Origin of the sequence: Escherichia sp. UTM R2 (genome assembly GCF_048593455.1) — a bacterium.
In the GTDB taxonomy this organism is placed as follows: domain Bacteria; phylum Pseudomonadota; class Gammaproteobacteria; order Enterobacterales; family Enterobacteriaceae; genus Escherichia; species Escherichia coli.
The window spans coordinates 613,016-635,013 of the sequence record NZ_JBFWDY010000002.1; the positions used below are offsets into that span (position 1 = coordinate 613,016).

Sequence of the window (21,998 nt, forward strand, 5' to 3'; positions counted from 1 at the left end):
GCCTTCCGGCAAGGTCTCACTTACAACAAAAAAGGAATACGTCTGCGTATTCCTTTCGGGTTGCCCGGTGACCGGATGTGGTTTTCACACATCGTAATGACGATCGACCGGCAATGAAGTTACTCCCCTTTGCAGGTAACAAAGTATGACAGACCATTCAGCCAGTCAATGGTCTGTTACATACCTTTTACACTGTTTTACTTTGGCAATTATAGTTTTACGCTATCTGCCGGAAAAATCACCCCAGTCTGGCGGCGGATCTCGGTCAGCAGTTTGGCTGTGATGCGACTGACCGCCAGCCCTGGATGATCCACCAGATGCTCATCCACCAGGGTAGCGAACAGCTCTGCTTCGTAGAGCATGGTATTAATATGCTGCGGCTGGGTGAGATCCTGCATCTGGCTGCCACGCGGCACGAAGCACACTTTCTGGCATTCAGACAGTTTTTCAATCACCAGCGATCCCGCTTCGCCCTGAATCTCGCTTGCCAGGACAGAATCACTGACCTTTGAGTGCTGCAAGGTGACGCTGAAATCACCGTAATCCATCACCACCACGCCGTGGGCATCTACACCACTTGCCAGTAAACTGGCGGTTGCCTGCACGCTTTTCGGCTCACCAAATAACGCTACCGCCGACGCCAGGCAGTAAAAGCCGATATCCATAATTGAACCGTTAGAGAATGCCGGATTAAAGGTGTTGGGATTCTCACCATCCAGGTAACGTTGATACCGCGAGGAATACTGGCAATAGTTGAAAAAGACTTTACGCAATTTGCCGACTTTCGGCAGCGCCTGGCGCAGCAAATGAAAGTTCGGCAGGCAGGCGGTTTTAAATGCCTCAAACAGCACCACCTGATTTTCCCGCGCACAGGCAATGGCGGCATCCACTTCCGCCAGATTCGACGCCAGTGGTTTCTCGCAAATCACATGAATTTTATGGCTAAGGAAAAGTTGTGTCTGGGAAAAGTGCAGGGCATTCGGGCTGGCAATATACACCGCGTCAATGGCATCGCTTTCCGCCATCGCTTCCAGCGAGGTAAACAGATGCTCGACAGAAAAATCATTGGCGAAGTGCTGGGCCTGTTCAAGGCTGCGGGAATATACGGCGGTTAACTTGTATTTACCGCTCTCATGGGCGGCCTCGACGAACTGGCGAGTGATCCAGTTCGTACCAATCACAGCGAAACGTATCATAACGCGTGGATACTCCATAAAGGGATTCTGCCGTCAATGTAGCACGCCTTTTTCATCTTCGACGTGCGCAGATACGCATTATTCTTTCGGCGGACAGCCATGCTCACTAAACGGCCCAATCATGACCGATGGCCCGAGATATTTCGGCTGACGATGGAGGATTTTTGCGTCAATCACCGCGCTGACGCGAGCGAGTTTCTCCCGCAGTTGAGTATAAAAACCGTGCTTCATATTCAGGTCTGGCGCGTTAAACCCGATAGCGTCGATGCCGTACTGTTTTGCCAGCCAGATGGCGCGTTGGTTATGAAATTCTTGCGAGATAATGGTGATATGGTTTTCCCCAAACACCTTTTTGGCACGCACCACTGAATCAAGCGTTGAGAATCCGGCATAGTCGCAGAAGATCACTTTCGCCGGTACGCCTTTAGCGATCAAAGCCTTCTGCATACCTGATGCTTCATCGTAATTTTTACGTCCGTTATCGCCACTTACCAGTAGCCATTTCACTTTTCCGGCGTGGTACAACGCTGCTGCGGTATCAATACGTCGGGTAAAGTAGCGATTACCCGGCCTGGCCCCCAGCAATAAGCCCACGTTACGCGCCGGAACTGCGTTGACATCGCTCCAGGTCAGCTGCTTGCTGGCGTTGACCATTACTCGATCGGCGATAAAAATGGTCGCTCCTGCCACAAGTAACAGTAAGCAGGCAATCTTTAGAGTCCGGCGAGAAAAACAAATACGGAGAAGAAAGCGGGCAAATGCGCGCAGCATGGTCGTTATCCTTAACGAAAGGGGGGAGGTCGATTTTAGGCGCTAAAGAAAGAAAAGATAACGCCTGACATCATTTTCAGATTTTGTCCTGCCCAAGCGACAACTGCGTTAGCCACAGCCGGGTGTCGAACTCAAGCTGGTGGTACTGCGGCTCCATATGGCAGCACAATTGATAGAACGCTTTGTTATGCTCTTTCTCCTTCAGGTGCGCCAGCTCGTGCACCACGATCATGCGCAAAAACGGTTCCGGCGCGTTGCGAAACACGGTAGCGACGCGGATCTCCGCTTTTGCTTTCAGCTTGCCGCCCTGCACACGAGAAACAGCGGTATGTAACCCGAGCGCGTTTTTTAGCACATGGATCTTATTGTCATACATCACTTTATTGATCGGCGGGGCATTGAGCAGAAACTGATTTTTTAGATCCTGAGTATATTGCCAGAGGGCTTTATCGGTGGCGTAGTCGTGTGTTCCCGGATAGCGTTTTGCCAGCACATCGCCCAGACGCTGTTCGTTAATCAGCGTTCGCACCTGGGAAAGTAGCTGCTCGGGATAACCCTGAAGATAAGTAAGATTGCTCATAACCGCCCACGAAAAAGAGAAAAAGGGTATACTCACGCACCCTTTTCAGGGGCAACGTCGAAATTTTATCATTCAGGAGGGCCGATGAGCCACTTAGACAACGGTTTCCGTTCACTGACACTACAACGTTTTCCGGCGACGGATGACGTTAACCCGCTACAGGCGTGGGAAGCGGCGGATGAATATTTGCTGCAACAGTTGGACGACACAGAAATCCGCGGCCCGGTGTTGATCCTGAATGATGCCTTTGGTGCGTTAAGCTGCGCGCTGGCGGAACATAAGCCGTACAGCATTGGCGACTCATACATCAGTGAACTGGCGACGCGCGAGAATTTACGCCTCAACGGGATTGATGAGTCGAGCGTGAAGTTTCTCGACAGCACCGCCGACTACCCGCAACAGCCGGGTGTGGTGCTGATCAAAGTGCCGAAAACACTGGCATTGCTGGAACAGCAACTGCGTGCGCTGCGCAAAGTGGTCACGTCGGATACACGTATTATTGCCGGTGCCAAGGCCCGTGACATTCACACTTCCACGCTGGAACTGTTCGAAAAAGTGCTCGGCCCAACCACCACCACGCTGGCATGGAAAAAAGCGCGCCTGATTAATTGCACTTTCAATGAACCGCAGCTGGCCGATGCGCCGCAGACCGTTAGCTGGAAGCTGGAAGGTACTGACTGGACTATCCACAACCATGCGAATGTCTTCTCCCGCACCGGGCTTGATATCGGCGCGCGCTTCTTTATGCAACATCTGCCAGAGAATCTCGAAGGGGAGATTGTCGATCTCGGTTGCGGTAATGGCGTTATTGGTCTGACGCTGCTTGATAAAAACCCGCAGGCGAAAGTGGTGTTTGTCGATGAATCGCCGATGGCGGTTGCTTCCAGCCGTTTGAACGTTGAAACCAACATGCCAGAGGCGTTGGATCGCTGCGAGTTTATGATCAACAACGCGCTCTCCGGCGTGGAGCCTTTCCGCTTTAATGCTGTGCTCTGCAACCCGCCGTTTCACCAACAACATGCGCTGACCGATAACGTCGCCTGGGAGATGTTCCACCACGCCCGCCGCTGCCTGAAAATCAACGGCGAGCTGTATATCGTTGCCAACCGTCACCTGGATTACTTCCATAAACTGAAGAAGATTTTCGGCAACTGCACCACTATTGCGACGAATAATAAATTTGTGGTACTGAAAGCGGTGAAGCTGGGACGTCGTCGGTAAGATTGGGAGTTACCTGCCGGATGCGGCGTAAACGCCTTATCCGGCCTACGTTCAGCACGTTACTCCAGGCCGGATAAGACGCGGCAAGCGTCGCATCCGGCAATGTCTGCCCAGTTCTGGAATCGCGCTTCCATAAAACAAAAAATCCCTGTCACCATCGTCTACATTCTCTTGTTTAGCGTTTTTCTACGTTTATTCTTCCGTCACACAGATAAATTCATCCGTTGCCAATCTGGCAACGGATGTTATCATATTGCCAATTTGTCAACGGACGTGATGAAGAATGCACCTGATAACTCAAAAAGCATTGAAAGATGCTGCGGAAAAATACCCGCAACATAAAACGGAGTTGGTGGCTCTGGGGAACACGATTGCTAAGGGATATTTCAAAAAACCTGAGTCATTAAAAGCAGTATTCCCATCTCTGGATAACTTCAAATATCTGGATAAGCATTATGTTTTCAATGTTGGGGGCAATGAATTACGTGTTGTAGCAATGGTCTTTTTTGAATCGCAAAAGTGCTACATACGTGAAGTTATGACGCATAAAGAATACGATTTCTTTACCGCTGTTCATCGTACTAAGGGGAAAAAATGATTGCGATTGCCGACATCTTGCAAGCAGGAGAAAAGCTAACTGCTGTGGCACCTTTTCTGGCGGGTATTCAGAACGAGGAACAATACACCCAGGCGCTGGAACTGGTAGATCATCTGCTGCTCAACGATCCTGAAAACCCCTTGCTGGATCTGGTGTGTGCCAAAATAACCGCGTGGGAAGAATCAGCGCCCGAATTTGCGGAATTTAATGCCATGGCTCAAGCCATGCCTGGCGGTATAGCCGTGATTCGTACCCTTATGGATCAATATGGTTTAACCCTTTCCGATCTGCCGGAAATTGGCAGTAAATCTATGGTGTCACGCGTTTTGAGCGGGAAGAGGAAATTAACGCTGGAACACGCTAAAAAATTGGCAACGCGATTCGGCATTTCTCCCGCCTTGTTTATTGATTAACGCGACGTGCCGGATGCGTTGCATCCGGCGCTTCAAATAACGATTTAAATCTCCAGCGCCAGCCGTGTTCCCTGGGCAATTGCCCGTCGTGCGTCCAGCTCCATAGCCACATCGCAGCCGCCAATTAAATGCACCGTTTTCCCGCTATCAATCAGCGGTTGCGCCAGCGCGCGGTTTGGCTCTTGCCCTGCGCAGATCACCACATTGTCCACTGCTAATACCTGCGTTTCGCCGTTGATCACCACATGCAGCCCGTCATCGTCAATCTTCTGATAACTTACGCCTGGGATCATTTTCACACCCCGCGAGAGCAGGGTGGTGCGATGGATCCAGCCGGTGGTTTTGCCTAACCCCTGTCCTGGTTTGCTGGCTTTGCGCTGGAGCATCACAATCTGCCGTGGGCTACGGGGGATCTGCATTCCCTGCGGGCTTAAGCCACCAGCCTGTTGTAGGCTACTGTCGATCCCCCATTCATTACAGAACCCGGCGATATTCTGGCTGGTGGATTCGCCCGGCTGACTTAAATACATCGCCGTATCAAAACCAATCCCGCCACAACCGATGATGGCAACTTTGTTGCCAACCGGCGCTTTGTCGCGCAGTACATCGAGATAACTCAATACCTTCGGATGATCGATCCCGTCGATGGGCGGAGTGCGCGGTACGATCCCACTGGCGAGGATCGTTTCATCGAAAGCCTGTAACTGATCCGCCGTCACGGTGTGATTGAGTTTTAGCGTCACGCCCGTCACTTCGATCATCCGGCGGTAATAGCGCAGCGTTTCGTAAAACTCCTCTTTGCCGGGGATCTGTTTGGCGATATTAAACTGCCCGCCAATCTCGCTATGAGCGTCAAACAATGTTACCTGATGCCCACGCGCCGCCGCGTTAATGGCAAACGCCAGCCCAGCAGGTCCCGCACCGACCACCGCCAGATTTTTTTTCTGCACGGCGGGAAGGATTGGCATTTTGGTTTCGTGGCAGGCGCGAGGATTCACCAGGCACGAGGTGACTTTGCCAACGAAGATTTGATCGAGACAGGCCTGATTGCAGCCAATACAAGTGTTGATCTCATCGGCTCGTCCCGATTGCGCTTTTGACAGCAGCTCCGCATCAGCAAGAAACGGTCGCGCCATCGATACCATATCGGCATCGCCGCGCGAGAGAATATCGTCGGCAACCTGCGGATCGTTAATCCGGTTGGTGGTTACCAGCGGCAGCGAGACGTGGCCTTTCAGTTTGCGCGTGACCCAGCTAAATGCGCCGCGCGGCACGGGCGTGGCAATGGTCGGAATACGTGCTTCATGCCAGCCAATGCCGGTGTTGATAATGGTCGCGCCCGCCGCTTCAATGGCCTGCGCCAGCTCTACCGTTTCGGCAAAAGTCCCGCCGTCTTCGACCAGGTCGAGCATCGACAGTCGGTAGATAATAATGAAGTCGTTGCCGACGCGTTCGCGCACCGCACGCACTACTTCTACGGCAAATCGCATCCGGTTGCGGTAATCGCCGCCCCACTGGTCACTACGCTGATTGGTGCGCAGCGTCAGAAATTCGTTGATCAAATACCCTTCGGAACCCATCACCTCTACACCGTCGTATCCTGCCTCCCGCGCCAGTTGCGCGCAGCGGGCGAAATTGTCGATCAGTTGCAGGATCTCTTCATGGCTTAACTCATGGGGCACGAAACGGTTGATGGGGGCCTGCAATGCGGACGGGGCGACCAGATGCGGTTGGTAGCTGTAGCGCCCGGTATGCAAAATTTGCAGGGCTATTTTGCCGCCTTCCTGATGTACGGCTTCGGTAATGGTGCGATGGTGTGGGATCTGGCTGGCGTCATTGAGCATTGCACCGCCTTCCATGCCAACGCCTGTTAAATCTGGTGCAATGCCGCCGCTGACAATCAACGCCACGCCGTGACGGGCGCGTTCGGCATAAAACGCTGCCAGCCGCTCGGCACCGTCCGGGTATTCCTCCAGCCCGGTGTGCATTGAGCCCATCAACACGCGGTTTTTTAACGTGGTAAAACCTAAATCCAGCGGGGCGAACAGCGACGGGTAGCTCATAAAATTGTCCAGTATGTAAAATAATTGTTATGTGGTCGGATGAGTTCTAATTTAGCCGTCGCCGGAGAAAAGGGAAAAGGGGAGTGTGGGGTTTGTGATGGGATTCAAAAATAATACGCCCATTGGAAATGCCGGATGCGACGCTTGTCGCGTTTTATCCAGGTTACGGAATTGCACATGTAGGGCGGATAAGGCGTCCACGCCGCATCCGCCAGTGGCGCGGTGCAGATGCCGGATGCGACGCTTGTCGCGTCTTATCCGACCTACGGGAACGCACATGTAGGGCGGATAAGGCGTTCACGCCGCATCCGCCAGTGGCGCGGTGCAGTTGCCGGATGCAACGCTTGCCGCGTTTTATCCGGCCAGGAGGATTGCACATGTAGGGCGGATAAGGCGTTTACGCCGCATCCGCCAGCAGTTGCAAATTATTGCTTACGGAAAAAATCGTTATACAACATAAACAAATGCGCGGCACTCCAGGAGAAATTCGGTGCCCCTTGCTGCGCGCCAGTGAGCGGGTTGTAATTCTCCTGAATTGGGCCATCGGCGGTTAATCCTTTGGCGTGCCGGAAGAACGTATCCGCCAGTTTCAGGGCATCATCGCGATAACCGTAACGCTCCATCCCTTTCAGACCAAACCAGAACTGATCCACCCATACGCGCCCGCGCCAGTAGATATCCGCGCCAAAAGCCGGGTTGGTTAACGCCGCCGTTCCCAGCGGGACAAAGGTGTTGAACTCTTTAGGATCGAGCATCACCTTCACCACCGCGTCGGCATTGGCCTGCGTTGCCGCACCGTTAAACAGCGGCGACCAGCCTTCCGGCCCTTTACCGCGCTCAACAATCGGTTTGCCCGCGCAGCCGTTCGCCAGCGGTTTATCTTCAATACGCACGTCATAGTAGAACTGGGTAGTCGGGTCGAACATACAGGTGTTGATGTAGTCCGCGAGCTGCTGTGCCAACTGGCGATAGCGTTTGGCCTCTTCTGGCTTACCGAGGATGGTTGCCATCTCCGCCAGATAATGGTTATCGCTGTACATATAGCTGGCCTGATCCACCGACTCCTGCAATAGCGAGTAGCCCAGCAACGTTCCGTCCTGACTGCGGTTTTCGGCGAATTTCACCGTCCAGTCGCTACGTTTGCCGCCATTAGCGACATATTTATCCAACTGTTCTTTGTCGATAAACCCAAAGACGGCGGCATCATCACGCCCCGATTCCCACGATGCAGCAACCTGTGCCGGAATTTCCAGACTGTCGTACTGGCCTTTCTCCACCACGCGGGCGTAGTTGTTCAGCCCAGACTGCGTCTCTTCTTTATCGCCTTTTTTCACCGTAAACAGCATCTCGCCGCTCTCAGTGTTGTGGGCTTTGTCGCGGGTCGCGCCATATTCCGGCACGCCGTTGCCGTTGTGATCGCGGTTACGTAACCACCAGTCGTGATAGGCCACCAGTTTCGGGTACATCTCTGCCAGCCAGGTTTTATCCTGGGTGACGTTATACACTTCCATCACCGACCAGGCGGCAAGGCTGGGTTTGGTATTACGTTCGTTCCAGTTGCCGCCATCGCCACCACGCTCGGGGCTAAGGTTCCACGCTATCAGGTCGGGGACAAAGCCCACATCCTGCGGACGCACGCTGTCGCCGGGCTGGATCTGCCAGGAGAAGACCGCGCGGATATTCTCTTTGGCGATGTCCGGATTGAAATGCGCCATCGCAAACGCCTGCTTCCAGGTATCCCACGGCCAGGTCTGATTGCCGGAGAACCAGCGCCCGGTCACCGACGGCGTGACGGTGTTGTATTTCACCGCGCCGCCAGGCGAGCGCCAGTTACCGTTGAGCGTTTCGATCGCTTTCACCGCGACGCGCGTCTGTTCCGGCGTCGCATCCGGATTGGTTAACCCTTTCTTCAGATACTCTTCCCAGCGTTGCTGCGAGGCGGTGAGATAAAACGCCGGACGCGCCAGAATATCGCGGATCTGCATTTGCTCTTTGCTAACTTCCTGAGCGGTCAGCAGATGGGAATAGGTGGTATAGAGCGTCGTCGAACCGTTGATATGCGCCTTACTGGTAAAGCGATTACCGTTGATTTCAGTCTGCACCGGCAGGGATTTATGCACCTGATATTCCGATTCGCCGGAGGTCAGCAGATCCCAGGTGGCGCGCACTTTGCCAAAGGTGACTTTCAGGCCATCACGGGTGGCGCTGATTTTGCGCTGATAGTCAGGGTATTCGCCAGCAATGGTTTTATCGGAAAGCGGTTTCCCTTCTTTCGCTTCCAGTTTTTCCAGCAGTTCGCCGTCCCACACCAGATCCAGCGGTTTATTGCTGGTGATTTTGGTTTCCAGTAGTGACGTGCGCGGCGTGGCGAAGCGCAGAGTCATTTCGACTTGCACATCTTTTGCTGTCAGTTTTTGCACCAGCGCACCGGGAATACTGTATGCCTCCAGCGTAAAGTCGACTTTCTTGCCGTCCTGCCAGACGGTCAGGCGGTCGAAATTGCTGGCCATAAAGTTGATGTACTCTTCCGTCAGCAGCGCAACGCCCGGAAAGCCGCCCATGGTGTTAGGGCCGTCTGGCAACAGATGACCATGCCAGGCTCCGAGATCGAAAAACGGATTAAAACGCTGGTGATCGTCGTAATCGTAATCCTTCATGTACTGCGGCGCGCCAGTACGGTTAATCACGTTTTTATAATTGTCGGCGTTAGCGGCATGGGCGGAAAAACTTATCAGCAGAGCGCAGGTTACTGGCGTTAAAATAGTTTTTATTTTCATGAAATTACAGTCCTTATTACCAGTAGAAATATTGCATCAGGAAGATTTGGTCGCTGGGATCGTGAGAGGCATTTTTCATGTAGAAGCGGCTATCAAAAGCCGTGGCGAAACGTCCGCCGCCGTATTCGTACCAGATACCAAACTGCATGAAAGAGGTGGTTTCATCGTCAGCGTGGTCAGGGCGATGTTTGGCGTAGGTGTAAGCGGTGGAGAGATAAACGCCCTTTAACGCTTCATACATGGCGCTCACCATCATCCCACTTTCACTTCCCGGTACGTCCAGCCCGTCGGCGCGTCCGGTATGGTGCCAGGCGCGAGCGGCAAAGTTAGGAGTTAGCAGGCCCGTGAGATAGAGCTGTCCTGTGCCGTCGGTGATTTCCAGACCGTTCATCCAGGTGATGCCTTCGGCAAGGTCATACTGGATGTAACCGTTCATCATTGCCGGATAGGTGTATTTGTCGTCATAGCGATCGTACTTGCCAAAATGTAGCCAGGCTTTGCTTTCGTCATGATGTCCGGCAGGTGTGGCGGTGACGCTATAACGAAAGTTGCCGCTTAAGTTCTGCACCTTCAGCGCGGTCATAATGTCGCGGGTATTGGGAATGACGTAGCCCAGATCGGGGGTGAAGTCGCCCCACCATTGCAGGTCATCCAGCGAGGAATCCTGACGCAGACTGAGCATGATTTCGGTGCCATCATTGGTACGATAACCGCCATAGAAACGGTTAATTCCTCCCTCGAAACCACCCCAGCTATGGTCTGGCACCCAGGCATTGCCGTCGTGGTCGGCCTGCACGGTCCAGCCTTCGCCGTAAATCAGGCCGAACCAGGAGCCGTACTTCATCTCCAGGCCACCTTCAATATAGGTGCCGTCGCTGTATTTATGTTTATTCTCACCCTCTAAATCCATATATCCACCAACCCCTAATTCGCCGTAAAAACGAAATGAAGGAGAAGATGTCGAGGTAATTGCAGGTGTTTTTGTGTCGTCATGTTCTGCCGGACGTGCTTCTTCTCCTGCCGCAGAAAAGGCGTAGCAAAACGGCAGAGCAAGTAATGCTCTGCATGGTGCAGTGATTAATTTCATTGTGTTAATCCATGAGCTAAAGAAAAAGTACAGCCTTTTATCGTTGTAATTATAAAAATATAAAGGCAGAAACTATTTTCCCTCTCCTCATCCAGGAAGAGGGAAAATGCCTGCTCATTTTTTATTATTCTGCTTAATCAACATTGCTGGCTGGCGTCGCTTCAATATGGCGCTCTTCAGCCGTTAATCCCTTTATATATTTACTGTATTTCCACCACGCAAAGCCAAGGAAGATAACAATACCGCCGACGTTATAAAAAATGATGGTCAGAATATTCGCGCCAGTCGGGAATGTCGAAGCGACAAACCCTACGGCAAATATCGCAATCAGCATTGAAACAACGATAATACCGGTGCGGCGGGAGCCCATACGGAAATCGCGTGGCAGGTGATCTAATTTGGCGCGTAAATTCAGGTAAGCCAGCATGATGAATAACGGCGGAAGCATGGACGCTGCGGCGGTCATATTAATAATAGTATTCATCAGATCCTGCACGGTATTGGAACCGAGCATCGGGATAATCATCAGCGGGATGACGATCAGGAACTGGATCCACGCTGCGCGCGCCGGAACGCCGTTTTCGTTCAGTTCGACGGTTTTCTTACCAAAGATGCCTTCCGGGATTTCGGAGAAGAAAATTTTCACCGGCGTTGCGGTCCACATCAGCAGGGAACCGAACATCGCGGTAAAGGACACCAGACCGACAAAGCGATTCATCAACGCTTCCGGTAGACCAAAATACGCCGCCATGCCGTGGAATACCTGCACCGATCCGCCGGTAAATTTCAACTCTTTGCTGCTGACGAAGACGTTAATCAGCACCGAGGAGACGGAATACAGTACGCCGATAAAAATCCCGGCGAGGATGATCACTTTAACGAACGATTTCGAACCGCCTTTGACGTCGTTAACGTACACCGCGACGGACTCCGCGCCACCTGCGGCCATAAAGATCCAGGTGGTAACGCCGAGGAACGCCCAGTTGAAGTTCGGGATCATCGCGTCAACGGTGATGGGGTCAGCAGGCTGTACGCCGCCAACCAGCGCCGTACCTGCCAGTAAAATGTAGGAGAGCGTTAACAGCAGCATCAGCGTTGAAGTGACGGAGGTAATTGGCCCCAACATTTTCGCCCCGTTGGTGGAAACCCAGGTGGAGAAGGCGAACAGCACCATACTGATAATGGTGGTGGCAACCGGCGTCATAATATATTCGTAGCCGAGGAAGGCATACGAAGCATAAGCAATAACGCGCGGCAACAGCGAGGTGAAAAAGAACAGGTTTACGAACCAGTAGGTATAGGCAGTAATAAATGCCCAACGCCCGCCCAGCGAACTTTTTACCCACGCGTAGACACCGGCTTCTGAGTTTTTATTTAACGAAACAAATTCTGCGATGATCAGACAGAAGGGAATAAAATAAAAAATCGTCGCGAGGAAAAACATCGGTGCCGAGGCCAGTCCAAGCTCAATATTATTATTGATAACGTTGTTAAAGCTGTAAACGGCGGCAAAAGTCAGCGAGAGCAAGCCGAATTTGCCGATTGTATTACGTTTGGTATCAGACATAACACATCTCCGAAAATGTGTAGGGTAGCGGTGGCGGCAAACTCCTTTTGCCGCCGTAGTTGTTATTTGTTATGGAAATAACCATCTTCGATGGTGACTTTGAGAACCACTTTTTTGACCGCGTTATTGCAGATAAACCGATATGCTTCATGGATATCGCAAATAACGATTTGCCCTTCGTGGACCTCTACGGTTTCTCCGCAGCCTTTTAAATATTCGCGGTCAGTTTCGTCACGATAATATTCCACTACCTGTAATGTCTCTTTCGGCGCATATTCAATTTTTTGCTGCCCTTGCAGGTAGTAATGCACTTCAAAATAGCGTCGATGCCCGGTAAATAGCGCATCGGTCGCGGAGTCTGTCTCCACGCGGTAAGTCAATGAGTCACCGATGGAGTGGGCGACGCCAGGCTGAATGTTGTCGATATTTTCAATCGCTTCAACGCAGCGTTGCCACTTCTTGCCAGAGGCGTAAATCTGGCGGAACTGTTCTAAGTTATCGATGATCCTCATTGCTTATTCTCGCTGTGCAAATTCGTGGAAAAGAACCCTGCGCCGAACTCATACGACGCCAGGCTTTGCGCGGTAGCTTCTCCGCCAGAAACCGGCAGCAACGTAAAGCCGTAGCTGAAGTCACGGAACCAGACGCGCCAGGAGTCCAGCACCTCGCTGCCCCAGGAGTTGGAGCCGAGGCCAAGCAGCTGGTGATCGAGGTTCAGGGTGATGTCATCACTGCGCTGCAGCTCGTTACAGTGCTGGGCAGCGTGGATGTTTTCCTGGGTATAGTGCCAGGCGCTGAAGTTAATTGGGCGCTGCGGAACCACCAGCAGACCGTTACCGTGGCGGTTAGTCAGTGCCGTCCAGCGGACATGCTGACGGTTACCGTTGTTCTGCGGGAAGGGATAGTTCTCGAACATGGCATCGACGGTGCTGCGCCAGATATCGATGATGTTAGCCTGCTGGCTGTCGGCGTAGTTTTCGCCCGGTCCACGACCGTAATACGCCACCTGATCGTATTCGCCGTTAATTCCCATGGTGAAACCGATGCACGGAATGATGTGCGGATAGTCGCCGTAACGCTCGCCGGAAAGCGCCACGTTAACCTGGCCATCGGCAGCGATGCGCCAGATGTAGGTGCAGCGCATTCCGAAATCAAACACCGGCGGGGCAATAACCGTGCGGCTGATGATCAACACTTCACCATCGCTCTGTTCTACGGCAAAGTCGCGCAGATGTTCCTGCATGATCTGCAAATGATTCGGTTGCCACAGCCCTTCGTACTCCTGCTTGTGGTTGTCGATCATCGGCTTGAAGAAGTTGATCTTTGGCTCGCGAGTCAGCAGCGACTCGCCATTTACCTGCCAGGATGTCGGTTTGCCACTCATTTTTGAGAAGGTGATCGCGAAGTTGTAGCCGCGAACGGTGCAGCTCAAACGATCGTCTTCCAGCGTCAGCGGACGCGCATTATTTGGTGCGAAAGGCACTGGCTGCGCGGTGTTTTCCTTCAGCGGGAACTGATAAGTGGCGATAGAATGCCCGGCTTCGCTGTAGCGGGTGCGGGAATCTTTGGTCACCGTAATGTTGAGGAACGCTTCGCGGGCGTCCAGCTGCGGCAGCGTGATCTGCAAGGGGGCTTCGCTGTTCGGCGCAACGTCGCGCAGTTTAATCTGCTGCGTTGCGAGCGTTTCACCTTCGGCGCGCACCTCTGCGTGCAGGGTGTAGTCATCAAGCGTGGTAAACCACAGTTTATTTTCGACTTTCAGCTCGCCGCGAGTCAGATCCAGCGCGTGGATTTTTACCGGCGCGATAACCTGTTTGTACTCTTTCAGGCCTGGTCCCGGCGTCTGATCGGAATAGATCAAACCATCAAGACAGAAGTTATAGTTGTTGGGATAGTCGCCGTAGTCGCCGCCGAATTTATACCAGACATTGCCGTTGTCATCCTGCGCCTGGATTCCGTGGTCGCACCACTCCCAAACATAATGTCCCTGAATACAATCGTGCTTATAGAAGACGTTCTGGTACTCCGTCAGCCCGCCCGGTCCGTTCCCCATCGCATGAGCATATTCACAGATGATGCGCGGCTTCGGATGCGGGTATTCACCAAACTCATTCATCAGCGGCACGCGGGTGTACATGGTGGAAATAATATCGACCACTTCAGCATCGCGATCTTCTTCGTAATGCACCAGTCGCGTGTCATCCAGCGCTTTCGCCGCATGGTACATCGCGCGGATGTTACAGCCATAGCCGGATTCATTGCCCAGCGACCAGATGATGATCGACGGATGGTTTTTCTGCGCGTGGATATGGCGAACAATGCGCTCGACGTAGACTTTTTCCCACTGCGGATCGTCGGTAATACGGCTGATATCGCCGACATTAGCAAAGCCGTGCGATTCGACGTCGGTTTCCGCCATCACAAACAAGCCGTAGATATCACACAGTTCGTAAAAACGCGGATCGTTCGGGTAGTGAGCGGTACGCACGGAGTTGATGTTGTGCTGCTTCATCAACTGGAGATCTTTCTCGACGCGATCCATTCCAACGGCGCGGCCTTTGCGATGATCGTTGTCGTGACGGTTGACGCCGTGCAGCATCACATAACGGTTATTGATCCAGAACAGACCGTCGCGCACTTTGATATCACGGAAGCCAACGCGTTGTGGTACCACTTCCAGAACGTTGCCGTCGGCGTCTTTCAGCGTCATGACCAGATGGTAAAGATAAGGGGATTCTGCTGACCATTGCTGGGGCTGTTCGACAGTAAAAGCAAAGCTGGCGCTGGTCAGTTTTTCAATTGCCAAATGATCAATGGTGCTGCTGTGCACCACGCGTTCGCCATCAAACAGGGTATATTCCAGCGTCGTTACGACAGGGGAGGCTGCGAGATTTTCCAGCACCACTTCGCAGGAAAGCGTGGCATCGCAATAGGCTTCGTCAAAGTCGGTACGCACGGAGAAATCGTTAATATGCGTTAGGTGTTTTCCGACCAGATAAACATCGCGGAAGATCCCCGCCGACCACCACATATCCTGGTCTTCCACGTAGGTAGAGTCCGCCCACTGCATCACGCGCACACACAACAGGTTGTCGCCGGTTTTAACCATCGCGCTGATGTCAAACTCTGCGGTCAGGCGACTGCCCTTGCTGAAACCCACATACTGACCGTTAACATAGACTTCAAAATAGGTTTCGACGCCGTCAAATTTAATCAGCGTCTGTTTACCCTGCCAGCCGTCGCTGAGGGTGAAAATACGTTGATAGGCACCGGTTGGGTTATCGCTGGGGACAAACGGCACATCGATGGGGAACGGAAAACCTTCGTCGGTATATTGCAGTTTGCCGTGACCTTCCATTTGCCACATGGCGGGGACGGTAATATGCCCCCAGTCAGCCATTAACTCAGAGGTGAAGGCTTCAGGCACTTGCAGCGGGTGGTCAAAAAAATGGAAATTCCACTGACCGCTTAAGGGCAGAAACAGGCTGCTGGTTTCGCGGGCAAAGGTACGCGCCTGTGCAACAGAATCATATGAAAAAAAGTACGCACGCGGCGCAAGTCGGTTTTCGTGGGTGAGCTGAATGTTTTCCCAGCGATTCATAGGGCCTCCCGGTAGAGAGAAATCGGAACCATTCATGGTGATGGTAGTTTGTGTAATTGCTGGGGAGTTTAGTAAAATTTTTACTAAAAAGTAGCAGTTAAATGCATTTACTTTAACTGGATCACGAAAATAAACGGCAGCACTGTCCGGCAAAAACGACTGCCGGACAGTGTGTAAGGGGATTTAACGGGTCGTGCCGCGCAGTTTTAATTTGCTGGGAACGAAGACTAACAGCGGCAGCGCGCGACCATCGCGGGCTTTTTCATACACCAGGTTAACGCCCTGACTTCCCATCATCTCGGAATGGATGCGCACGGTGGAGAGCGGCGGAAAGGTAAATCGCGCGGTGGGGATATCGTTAACGCTGATAAGCGAAATATCCTGTGGGATGTTCAGGCCACGTTCATGAATTGCCCGCAGTACGCCGATAGCAATGGAATCGGAAGCAACAAACAGTGCCTTCGGATAGTCTTCCCGCGACAGCATCTGTTTTGCCAGTTCATAGCCCGACGAACTGGAAAAACCGCCGCGCCAGATATCCTCTTCGCGTACCACTTGTTTCAGTCGGCCATATTCCACAAAGGCGACCTCACGAATATCCGCCTTGCCAGGCTCATCTTCACCGCCAATAAAACCAATGCGATTAACGCCCTGGTTGATATAGAAGTCGATGATTTCTTTACTGATGCGTGCCAGATCGATATCCACCGCATCGTAACCGCTGCCGGGTTCGTGAAAGTCGATAAAACAGATATTGTCGGTCAACGCGCTGGCAGCGGCGCGCAGGGCGGGCGTGGGTTTGCCGACAATTAAAATACCGGTGACGTTTTTAATGTCTGGTAATCCGCTGTGTTCATAACAGTTGGTGAGCTCGATGCCCAGCTTTTCGCACTGGGTTTCAATGCCGTGGCGGATCGCCAGATAGTAAGGATCGTTGATCTCCAGCTCCTGCTGGTAGCTGTAGATAGCCAGAATATGGTGTTGGTTGACTGCGCCTGTCAGTAGTTTACGGGCGCTACTGGTCTTGTACTCCAGCTTTTCGGCGATCTCGAGAATGCGATGTTTCGTCTCTTCTTTCACATTCAATGTCGGATCGTCATTTAAGACCCTGGATACTGTCGCCAGGGATACGCCAGCTTCGATTGCGATGTCTTTTAGTGTTGCCATGTTTACCTTTTTTACTTTCCCTGATGTGCGCTTCCATTGTAGAGGAAGTGCTTATTGGGTCACCTGTTTTCAGTAAATAAAGCGCGTTTCTTTGACGCTGTAACGGTAACACAGCGGCTCACGAATGTGATCACGCCTGCATTCTCCATTTTTAGCCTACAGGATTGAGAAAAACTTTTGCTATAGTTTAGTAAAATTTTACTCGAAGGGAGGAAGCAATGGAAACCGTGGCTTACGCTGATTTTGCACGTCTGGAAATGCGCGTCGGAAAGATTGTGGAAGTGAAACGCCATGAAAACGCCGACAAGCTGTACATCGTACAGGTTGATGTGGGGCAAAAAACGCTGCAAACCGTGACCAGCCTGGTGCCGTACTACAGCGAAGAAGAGCTGATGGGGAAAACGGTGGTGGTCTTATGCAATCTGCAAAAAGCGAAAATGCGTGGTGAAACGTCGGAATGCATGCTGTTGTGTGCGGAAACCGATGACGGCAGTGAAAGCGTGCTGTTAACGCCGGAGCGGATGATGCCTGCGGGCGTACGCGTCGTATAAAAAGATCGGATGGCGACGTCGTATCGCCATCCGATTTGATATTACGCTTCTTCGACACTTACTCGCATGGCCGCCAGCGCCTTACGCGCCGCTTTGATCACCAGTTCACACTGTTCAATGGTCAGTGTCAGTGGCGGTTCAATGCGGATCGTTTTGGCGTTATTGAGCGTTCCGGCCACCAGTACGCGCTGGCGGAACATCTCGCTGGCAAAGTTATAGCCGATTTCGTTATCAACAAACTCAATCGCCATCAACATCCCTTTACCACGCGCTTCCTGTACCAGATCGGGATATTCCCGCGCCAGTTGACGGAAACCGTCCAGCAACATATCGCCTTTTTGCTCAGCCTGAGCCGGTAAGTTCTGCTCCAGCAACACATTGATGGTCGCCAGCGCCGCCGCACAGGCCAGCGGGTTGCCGCCAAAGGTGGTGGTATGCAGGAATGGGTTGTCGAACAGAACTGAAAACACCTCTTCAGTGGCGATGGTCGCGCCAATCGGCATCACGCCGCCGCCGAGCGCTTTGGCAAGGCAGAGGATATCCGGCTGTACGTTCTCATGCTCGCAGGCGAACATCTTGCCCGTGCGCCCCATGCCCGTTTGTACTTCATCGAGGATCATCAGTGCGCCGAACTCATCGCATAGCTTACGTACGGCGGTGAGATAGCCCGGCGGCGGCAGAATTACGCCACCTTCACCCTGAATCGGTTCGAGGATCACCGCAGCCACATCATCACCGGTTTTTTTGCACTCGTTAAGAGCCGTGCGCATGGCTTCGATATTGCCAAACGGCACATGACGGAAGCCCGGCAGTAACGGCATAAACGGTTTGCGGAAGGTCGATTTCGCCGTGGCCGACAGCGCGCCAAGTGATTTACCGTGGAACGCGCCGCTGGTGGCAATAAAAGTAAACTTGCCGCGCGGTGACTGGTAAGCTTTCGCCAGCTTCAGCGCTGCTTCAACGGACTCGGTGCCGCTATTACAGAAGAAGCTGTATTTCAGTTTACCGGGCGTTAGCGCAGCAAGGGTTTTCGCCAACATCGCCCGTAACGGATCGAGCAGCTCCTGGCTGTGCAGCGGTTGTTTCGCAAGTTGATTCTGTACGGCGGAAACCACAACTGGATTACGGTGCCCCACGTTGAAAATTCCAAAACCTCCCAGGCAGTCGATAAACTCCTGGCCCTGGGTGTCGACAAGCGTATTTAAACTTCCCGCTTGCCACTCTACGGCTCCGTAATCCCCGCCGGCGGTAACAGATTTGCGATACTCTAAAAACCCCGGATTGACATGCTCTTTGAAGTATTCAATCACCTCTCGGTTAAGTGCTTTCATCTCCTCATGATCCAGCGTTCGCTTCTCAATGAGATTCAGGGCGTGGGCGCTGCACGCTAAAGCCGATGCGCTCGAAGGTAACCTGTTCAAAATATGCTCCGGAGGCTCGCGTATCACATGATACCGATTTAAGTATTGCAGGGATTGCGCCACTCCGGCTGCGATCGCGAAAATCGGGATAAACACAAATTCGGTTATCATTTGTGCAATATTTAATGCTATCTGTTAACATTTGTTGTTATTTTGCACGGTTTTTGTCGGGTATGGATTTGATGATTGCTGCGCAAATGCACGTTTTCAGGGCAATAATTGCCTGATTTTTGGGCAAGATAATTAACGTTTTCGTATAGTAACAGAGTGAAAGTATTTTAAATCAAGGAATTAGATTTGTGTTTAAATCGCAAATTGCGATCTAAATCAAATTAATCGGTTAAAGATAACCGCAGCGGGGCCGACATAAACTCTGACAAGAAGTTAACAACCATATAACCTGCACAGGACGCGAACATGTCTTCTCATCCGTATGTCACCCAGCAAAATACCCCGCTGGCGGACGATACCACTCTGATGTCCACTACCGATCTGCAAAGCTATATCACTCATGCTAATGACACTTTTGTGCAGGTGAGCGGCTATACCTTGCAAGAGTTACAAGGGCAGCCGCACAACATGGTGCGTCACCCGGATATGCCAAAAGCGGCGTTTGCGGATATGTGGTTCACCCTGAAAAAAGGGGAGCCCTGGAGCGGCATCGTGAAAAATCGCCGCAAAAATGGCGACCATTATTGGGTGCGGGCCAATGCGGTACCGATGGTGCGCGAGGGAAAAATCAGTGGCTATATGTCGATTCGTACCCGGGCGACGGATGAAGAGATCGCGGCGGTGGAGCCGCTGTACAAAGCGTTGAACTCCGGACGTACCAGTAAGCGTATTCATAAAGGCCTGGTGGTGCGTAAAGGCTGGCTGGGTAAACTGCCTTCATTACCGCTTCGCTGGCGGGCGCGTGGCGTGATGACCCTGATGTTTATCTTGCTGGCGGCCATGCTTTGGTTTGTTGCTGCCCCGGTGGTGACGTATTTCCTCTGTGTGTTAGTGGTATTGTTGGCAAGCGCTTGTTTTGAATGGCAGATTGTGCGCCCGATAGAAAATGTCGCCCGTCAGGCACTGAAGGTGGCGACCGGAGAGCGTAATAGTGTTGAGCACCTGAATCGCAGCGATGAGCTGGGGCTGACATTACGCGCGGTAGGGCAGCTTGGCCTGATGTGCCGTTGGCTAATTAACGATGTCTCAAGCCAGGTGTCCAGTGTCAGAAATGGCAGTGAGACGCTGGCGAAAGGCACCGATGAACTGAACGAACATACCCAGCAGACAGTTGATAACGTTCAGCAAACGGTGGCGACCATGAACCAAATGGCGGCGTCGGTGAAACAGAACTCTGCCACGGCGTCGGCTGCCGATAAACTTTCTATCACCGCCAGTAATGCGGCAGTGCAGGGTGGGGAGGCGATGACCACGGTGATCAAGACAATGGACGATATCGCCGACAGTACCCAGCGCATTGGCACCATTACTTCGCTGATTAACGATATTGCGTTTCAGACCAATATTCTGGCCCTGAATGCGGCGGTGGAAGCGGCGCGTGCCGGCGAACAGGGCAAAGGTTTTGCAGTGGTGGCAGGGGAAGTGCGTCATTTAGCCAGCCGCAGCGCTAATGCTGCCAACGATATTCGCAAGCTGATTGATGCCAGTGCTGATAAGGTGCAATCCGGTTCGCAGCAGGTACACGCCGCCGGACGGACGATGGAAGATATTGTGGCACAGGTGAAAAACGTCACCCAGTTGATCGCCCAGATTAGCCATTCAACGCTGGAACAGGCCGATGGGCTTTCCAGCCTGACCCGTGCAGTGGATGAGCTTAACCTGATCACCCAGAAAAATGCCGAGCTGGTGGAAGAGAGTGCGCAGGTGTCGGCGATGGTGAAACACCGCGCCAGCCGACTGGAAGACGCGGTGACGGTACTGCATTAATCGGTATGCCGGATCCGGCGGTTGGAGCACAATGCCTGATGCGATGCTGGCGCATCTTATCAGGCCTGCGGGGTGTGTAGCGGGTGTAGGCCGGATAAGGCGCGTCAAGCGTCGCATCCGGCAATTGCACCGCGCCACTGGCGGATGCGGCGATTAATCCAGTTGCGTAATATCAAAAGCGGCGCGGTCGATCACCGCAATGATCTTTTTTATTTGTGCATCACTGATATCGCTCTGGTTGACGCGTAAATCCAGCACCGCTTTAAAATTATCCAGCGCCCGCTTCATTTGCGGGTTCTGGCGCAGCGCCGCGCCAACGCAACGCGCTTTGATGCGTTCTTCAATCATCTCCACCTGTTCGCGGTTTTCTTCCAGCCACTGCGCGCCTTGTTCGGTCAGCGCAATCTGCTTCTTACCTCCTTCCTCTTCGCGGATGGTAATCAGCGACTGCTCCTGCAGAAAATCCAGCGTTGGGTAGATGACGCCCGGGCTTGGGGTGTAATTCCCCTGGGTTAGATTCTCAATCGCTTTAATCAATTCGTAACCGTGGCTGTCATCGCGCGAGAGAATATCCAGAATCACCAGACGCAATTCACCGTGACCAAAGAAACGTTGCCGACGACCGCCGCCGCGACCGTGGCGACCACCGCAGCATTGACCGTGTTCATGCTGGTGACCGTGTCCGCAGTGCTCGTGTTCTGACTTCTCACCTTTGCAGCAGCCCTCATGGCGTGGCTGGCCTTCATGTTTACAACACCCTTCGTGATGATGGCTCATATCAGCCTCCTTTTGCTTAATTAGATATATCTAATTTATATCTGATATGAGCGTTCTTGCAAGTGTAAAAATGATTTTTAAACGTGGACTCATCTCACACGTAGGCCGGATAAGGCGTTCACGCCGCATCCGGCGTTGAGTAATGATGCCTGAGAAGAGGCGGTTCGTCTTATCAGACTATAGACATATCAGTTCTACAAATCGCTTGCATTTATCATGATTAACAATCATTATCATTTGCGAGTTTTATTTAGATATATCTGATTACCA

General features: G+C 52.4%; 17 protein-coding genes. 5 read left to right on the forward strand and 12 right to left on the reverse strand.

Features of this window, described 5'->3' with window-relative positions:
* Window positions 1-209: 209 nt before the first annotated feature.
* From AB4H76_RS03815 to AB4H76_RS03825, 3 genes are all read right to left on the reverse strand, one after another.
* Window positions 210-1,196 (reverse strand): Gfo/Idh/MocA family protein, encoded by a 987-nt coding sequence (locus AB4H76_RS03815; RefSeq protein ID WP_001301393.1) that lies wholly within the window; start codon window positions 1,194-1,196, stop codon window positions 210-212.
* A 78-nt stretch (window positions 1,197-1,274) separates the two neighbouring features.
* The gene (locus AB4H76_RS03820; protein ID WP_001411307.1) at window positions 1,275-1,967 is read right to left on the reverse strand and encodes a SanA/YdcF family protein; all 693 of its coding nucleotides are present in this window, start codon (window positions 1,965-1,967) and stop codon (window positions 1,275-1,277) included.
* A 76-nt stretch (window positions 1,968-2,043) separates the two neighbouring features.
* Window positions 2,044-2,547 (reverse strand): M48 family metallopeptidase, encoded by a 504-nt coding sequence (locus AB4H76_RS03825; protein ID WP_001401153.1) that lies wholly within the window; start codon window positions 2,545-2,547, stop codon window positions 2,044-2,046.
* 84 nt (window positions 2,548-2,631) lie between these two features.
* Between AB4H76_RS03825 and rlmG the strand changes: the two genes are divergently transcribed.
* The 3 genes from rlmG (at window position 2,632) to higA (ending at window position 4,779) form a co-directional block, all read left to right on the forward strand.
* Window positions 2,632-3,768: a 23S rRNA (guanine(1835)-N(2))-methyltransferase RlmG gene (gene rlmG, locus AB4H76_RS03830; protein ID WP_000018695.1), complete on the forward strand. Its 1,137-nt coding sequence runs from the start codon at window positions 2,632-2,634 to the stop codon at window positions 3,766-3,768.
* 283 nt (window positions 3,769-4,051) lie between these two features.
* A complete protein-coding gene (gene higB / locus AB4H76_RS03835) occupies window positions 4,052-4,366 on the forward strand; it encodes a type II toxin-antitoxin system toxin HigB (protein WP_000550189.1) in 315 nt (104 codons plus the stop codon).
* Complete coding sequence (gene higA / locus AB4H76_RS03840; RefSeq protein ID WP_000560266.1) at window positions 4,363-4,779, forward strand: type II toxin-antitoxin system antitoxin HigA; 417 nt, start codon at window positions 4,363-4,365, stop codon at window positions 4,777-4,779. The genes higB and higA overlap by 4 nt, the downstream gene beginning before the upstream one ends.
* Before the next feature lie 44 nt (window positions 4,780-4,823).
* On the opposite strand, the gene fadH is transcribed toward higA, so the two are convergent.
* The 7 genes from fadH to ebgR form a co-directional block, all read right to left on the reverse strand.
* The gene (gene fadH, locus AB4H76_RS03845; RefSeq protein WP_000121433.1) at window positions 4,824-6,842 is read right to left on the reverse strand and encodes an NADPH-dependent 2,4-dienoyl-CoA reductase; all 2,019 of its coding nucleotides are present in this window, start codon (window positions 6,840-6,842) and stop codon (window positions 4,824-4,826) included.
* A gap of 425 nt (window positions 6,843-7,267) precedes the next feature.
* Window positions 7,268-9,619, reverse strand: a complete 2,352-nt coding sequence (gene ygjK / locus AB4H76_RS03850) for an alpha-glucosidase (protein ID WP_032181363.1) — start codon at window positions 9,617-9,619, stop codon at window positions 7,268-7,270.
* A 16-nt stretch (window positions 9,620-9,635) separates the two neighbouring features.
* Window positions 9,636-10,706: a protein YgjJ gene (gene ygjJ, locus AB4H76_RS03855; protein WP_000767652.1), complete on the reverse strand. Its 1,071-nt coding sequence runs from the start codon at window positions 10,704-10,706 to the stop codon at window positions 9,636-9,638.
* A gap of 133 nt (window positions 10,707-10,839) precedes the next feature.
* The gene (locus AB4H76_RS03860) at window positions 10,840-12,273 is read right to left on the reverse strand and encodes an amino acid permease (protein ID WP_001285446.1); all 1,434 of its coding nucleotides are present in this window, start codon (window positions 12,271-12,273) and stop codon (window positions 10,840-10,842) included.
* A 62-nt stretch (window positions 12,274-12,335) separates the two neighbouring features.
* On the reverse strand, window positions 12,336-12,785 hold the full coding sequence (locus AB4H76_RS03865) for a beta-galactosidase subunit beta (RefSeq protein ID WP_001219954.1): 450 nt from the start codon (window positions 12,783-12,785) through the stop codon (window positions 12,336-12,338).
* A complete protein-coding gene (gene ebgA / locus AB4H76_RS03870; RefSeq protein ID WP_077491415.1) occupies window positions 12,782-15,874 on the reverse strand; it encodes a beta-galactosidase subunit alpha in 3,093 nt (1,030 codons plus the stop codon). The genes AB4H76_RS03865 and ebgA overlap by 4 nt, the downstream gene beginning before the upstream one ends.
* A 183-nt stretch (window positions 15,875-16,057) precedes the next feature.
* Entirely contained in the window at window positions 16,058-17,041 is a 984-nt protein-coding gene (gene ebgR, locus AB4H76_RS03875) for a transcriptional regulator EbgR (protein ID WP_053900567.1), read from the reverse strand.
* A 218-nt stretch (window positions 17,042-17,259) separates the two neighbouring features.
* Between ebgR and AB4H76_RS03880 the strand changes: the two genes are divergently transcribed.
* Window positions 17,260-17,592, forward strand: a complete 333-nt coding sequence (locus AB4H76_RS03880) for a tRNA-binding protein (RefSeq protein ID WP_000450594.1) — start codon at window positions 17,260-17,262, stop codon at window positions 17,590-17,592.
* Window positions 17,593-17,633: 41 nt separating this feature from the next.
* On the opposite strand, the gene ygjG is transcribed toward AB4H76_RS03880, so the two are convergent.
* Window positions 17,634-19,013: a putrescine aminotransferase gene (gene ygjG / locus AB4H76_RS03885; protein ID WP_001301395.1), complete on the reverse strand. Its 1,380-nt coding sequence runs from the start codon at window positions 19,011-19,013 to the stop codon at window positions 17,634-17,636.
* A gap of 417 nt (window positions 19,014-19,430) precedes the next feature.
* On the opposite strand from ygjG, the gene aer reads away from it, so the two are divergent.
* Entirely contained in the window at window positions 19,431-20,951 is a 1,521-nt protein-coding gene (gene aer / locus AB4H76_RS03890) for an aerotaxis sensor receptor Aer (protein ID WP_077491877.1), read from the forward strand.
* A 153-nt stretch (window positions 20,952-21,104) separates the two neighbouring features.
* Here the strand turns inward: aer and nfeR are convergent, their stop codons facing one another.
* Window positions 21,105-21,728 carry a DNA-binding transcriptional regulator NfeR gene (nfeR, locus tag AB4H76_RS03895; RefSeq protein ID WP_000018003.1) on the reverse strand — a complete coding sequence of 208 codons (624 nt, stop codon included), beginning with the start codon at window positions 21,726-21,728 and terminating at the stop codon, window positions 21,105-21,107.
* Window positions 21,729-21,998: the final 270 nt, after the last annotated feature.

Excerpts from the sequence above, each read along its gene's own strand:
- AB4H76_RS03815 (WP_001301393.1), bottom strand. The coding sequence starts at position 1,196 with ATGATACGTTTCGCTGTGATTGGTACGAACTGGATCACTCGCCAGTTC.
- AB4H76_RS03820 (WP_001411307.1), bottom strand. The coding sequence starts at position 1,967 with ATGCTGCGCGCATTTGCCCGCTTTCTTCTCCGTATTTGTTTTTCTCGC.
- AB4H76_RS03825 (WP_001401153.1), bottom strand. The coding sequence starts at position 2,547 with ATGAGCAATCTTACTTATCTTCAGGGTTATCCCGAGCAGCTACTTTCC.
- rlmG (WP_000018695.1), top strand. The coding sequence starts at position 2,632 with ATGAGCCACTTAGACAACGGTTTCCGTTCACTGACACTACAACGTTTT.
- higB (WP_000550189.1), top strand. The coding sequence starts at position 4,052 with ATGCACCTGATAACTCAAAAAGCATTGAAAGATGCTGCGGAAAAATAC.
- higA (WP_000560266.1), top strand. The coding sequence starts at position 4,363 with ATGATTGCGATTGCCGACATCTTGCAAGCAGGAGAAAAGCTAACTGCT.
- fadH (WP_000121433.1), bottom strand. The coding sequence starts at position 6,842 with ATGAGCTACCCGTCGCTGTTCGCCCCGCTGGATTTAGGTTTTACCACG.
- ygjK (WP_032181363.1), bottom strand. The coding sequence starts at position 9,619 with ATGAAAATAAAAACTATTTTAACGCCAGTAACCTGCGCTCTGCTGATA.
- ygjJ (WP_000767652.1), bottom strand. The coding sequence starts at position 10,706 with ATGAAATTAATCACTGCACCATGCAGAGCATTACTTGCTCTGCCGTTT.
- AB4H76_RS03860 (WP_001285446.1), bottom strand. The coding sequence starts at position 12,273 with ATGTCTGATACCAAACGTAATACAATCGGCAAATTCGGCTTGCTCTCG.
- AB4H76_RS03865 (WP_001219954.1), bottom strand. The coding sequence starts at position 12,785 with ATGAGGATCATCGATAACTTAGAACAGTTCCGCCAGATTTACGCCTCT.
- ebgA (WP_077491415.1), bottom strand. The coding sequence starts at position 15,874 with ATGAATCGCTGGGAAAACATTCAGCTCACCCACGAAAACCGACTTGCG.
- ebgR (WP_053900567.1), bottom strand. The coding sequence starts at position 17,041 with ATGGCAACACTAAAAGACATCGCAATCGAAGCTGGCGTATCCCTGGCG.
- AB4H76_RS03880 (WP_000450594.1), top strand. The coding sequence starts at position 17,260 with ATGGAAACCGTGGCTTACGCTGATTTTGCACGTCTGGAAATGCGCGTC.
- aer (WP_077491877.1), top strand. The coding sequence starts at position 19,431 with ATGTCTTCTCATCCGTATGTCACCCAGCAAAATACCCCGCTGGCGGAC.
- nfeR (WP_000018003.1), bottom strand. The coding sequence starts at position 21,728 with ATGAGCCATCATCACGAAGGGTGTTGTAAACATGAAGGCCAGCCACGC.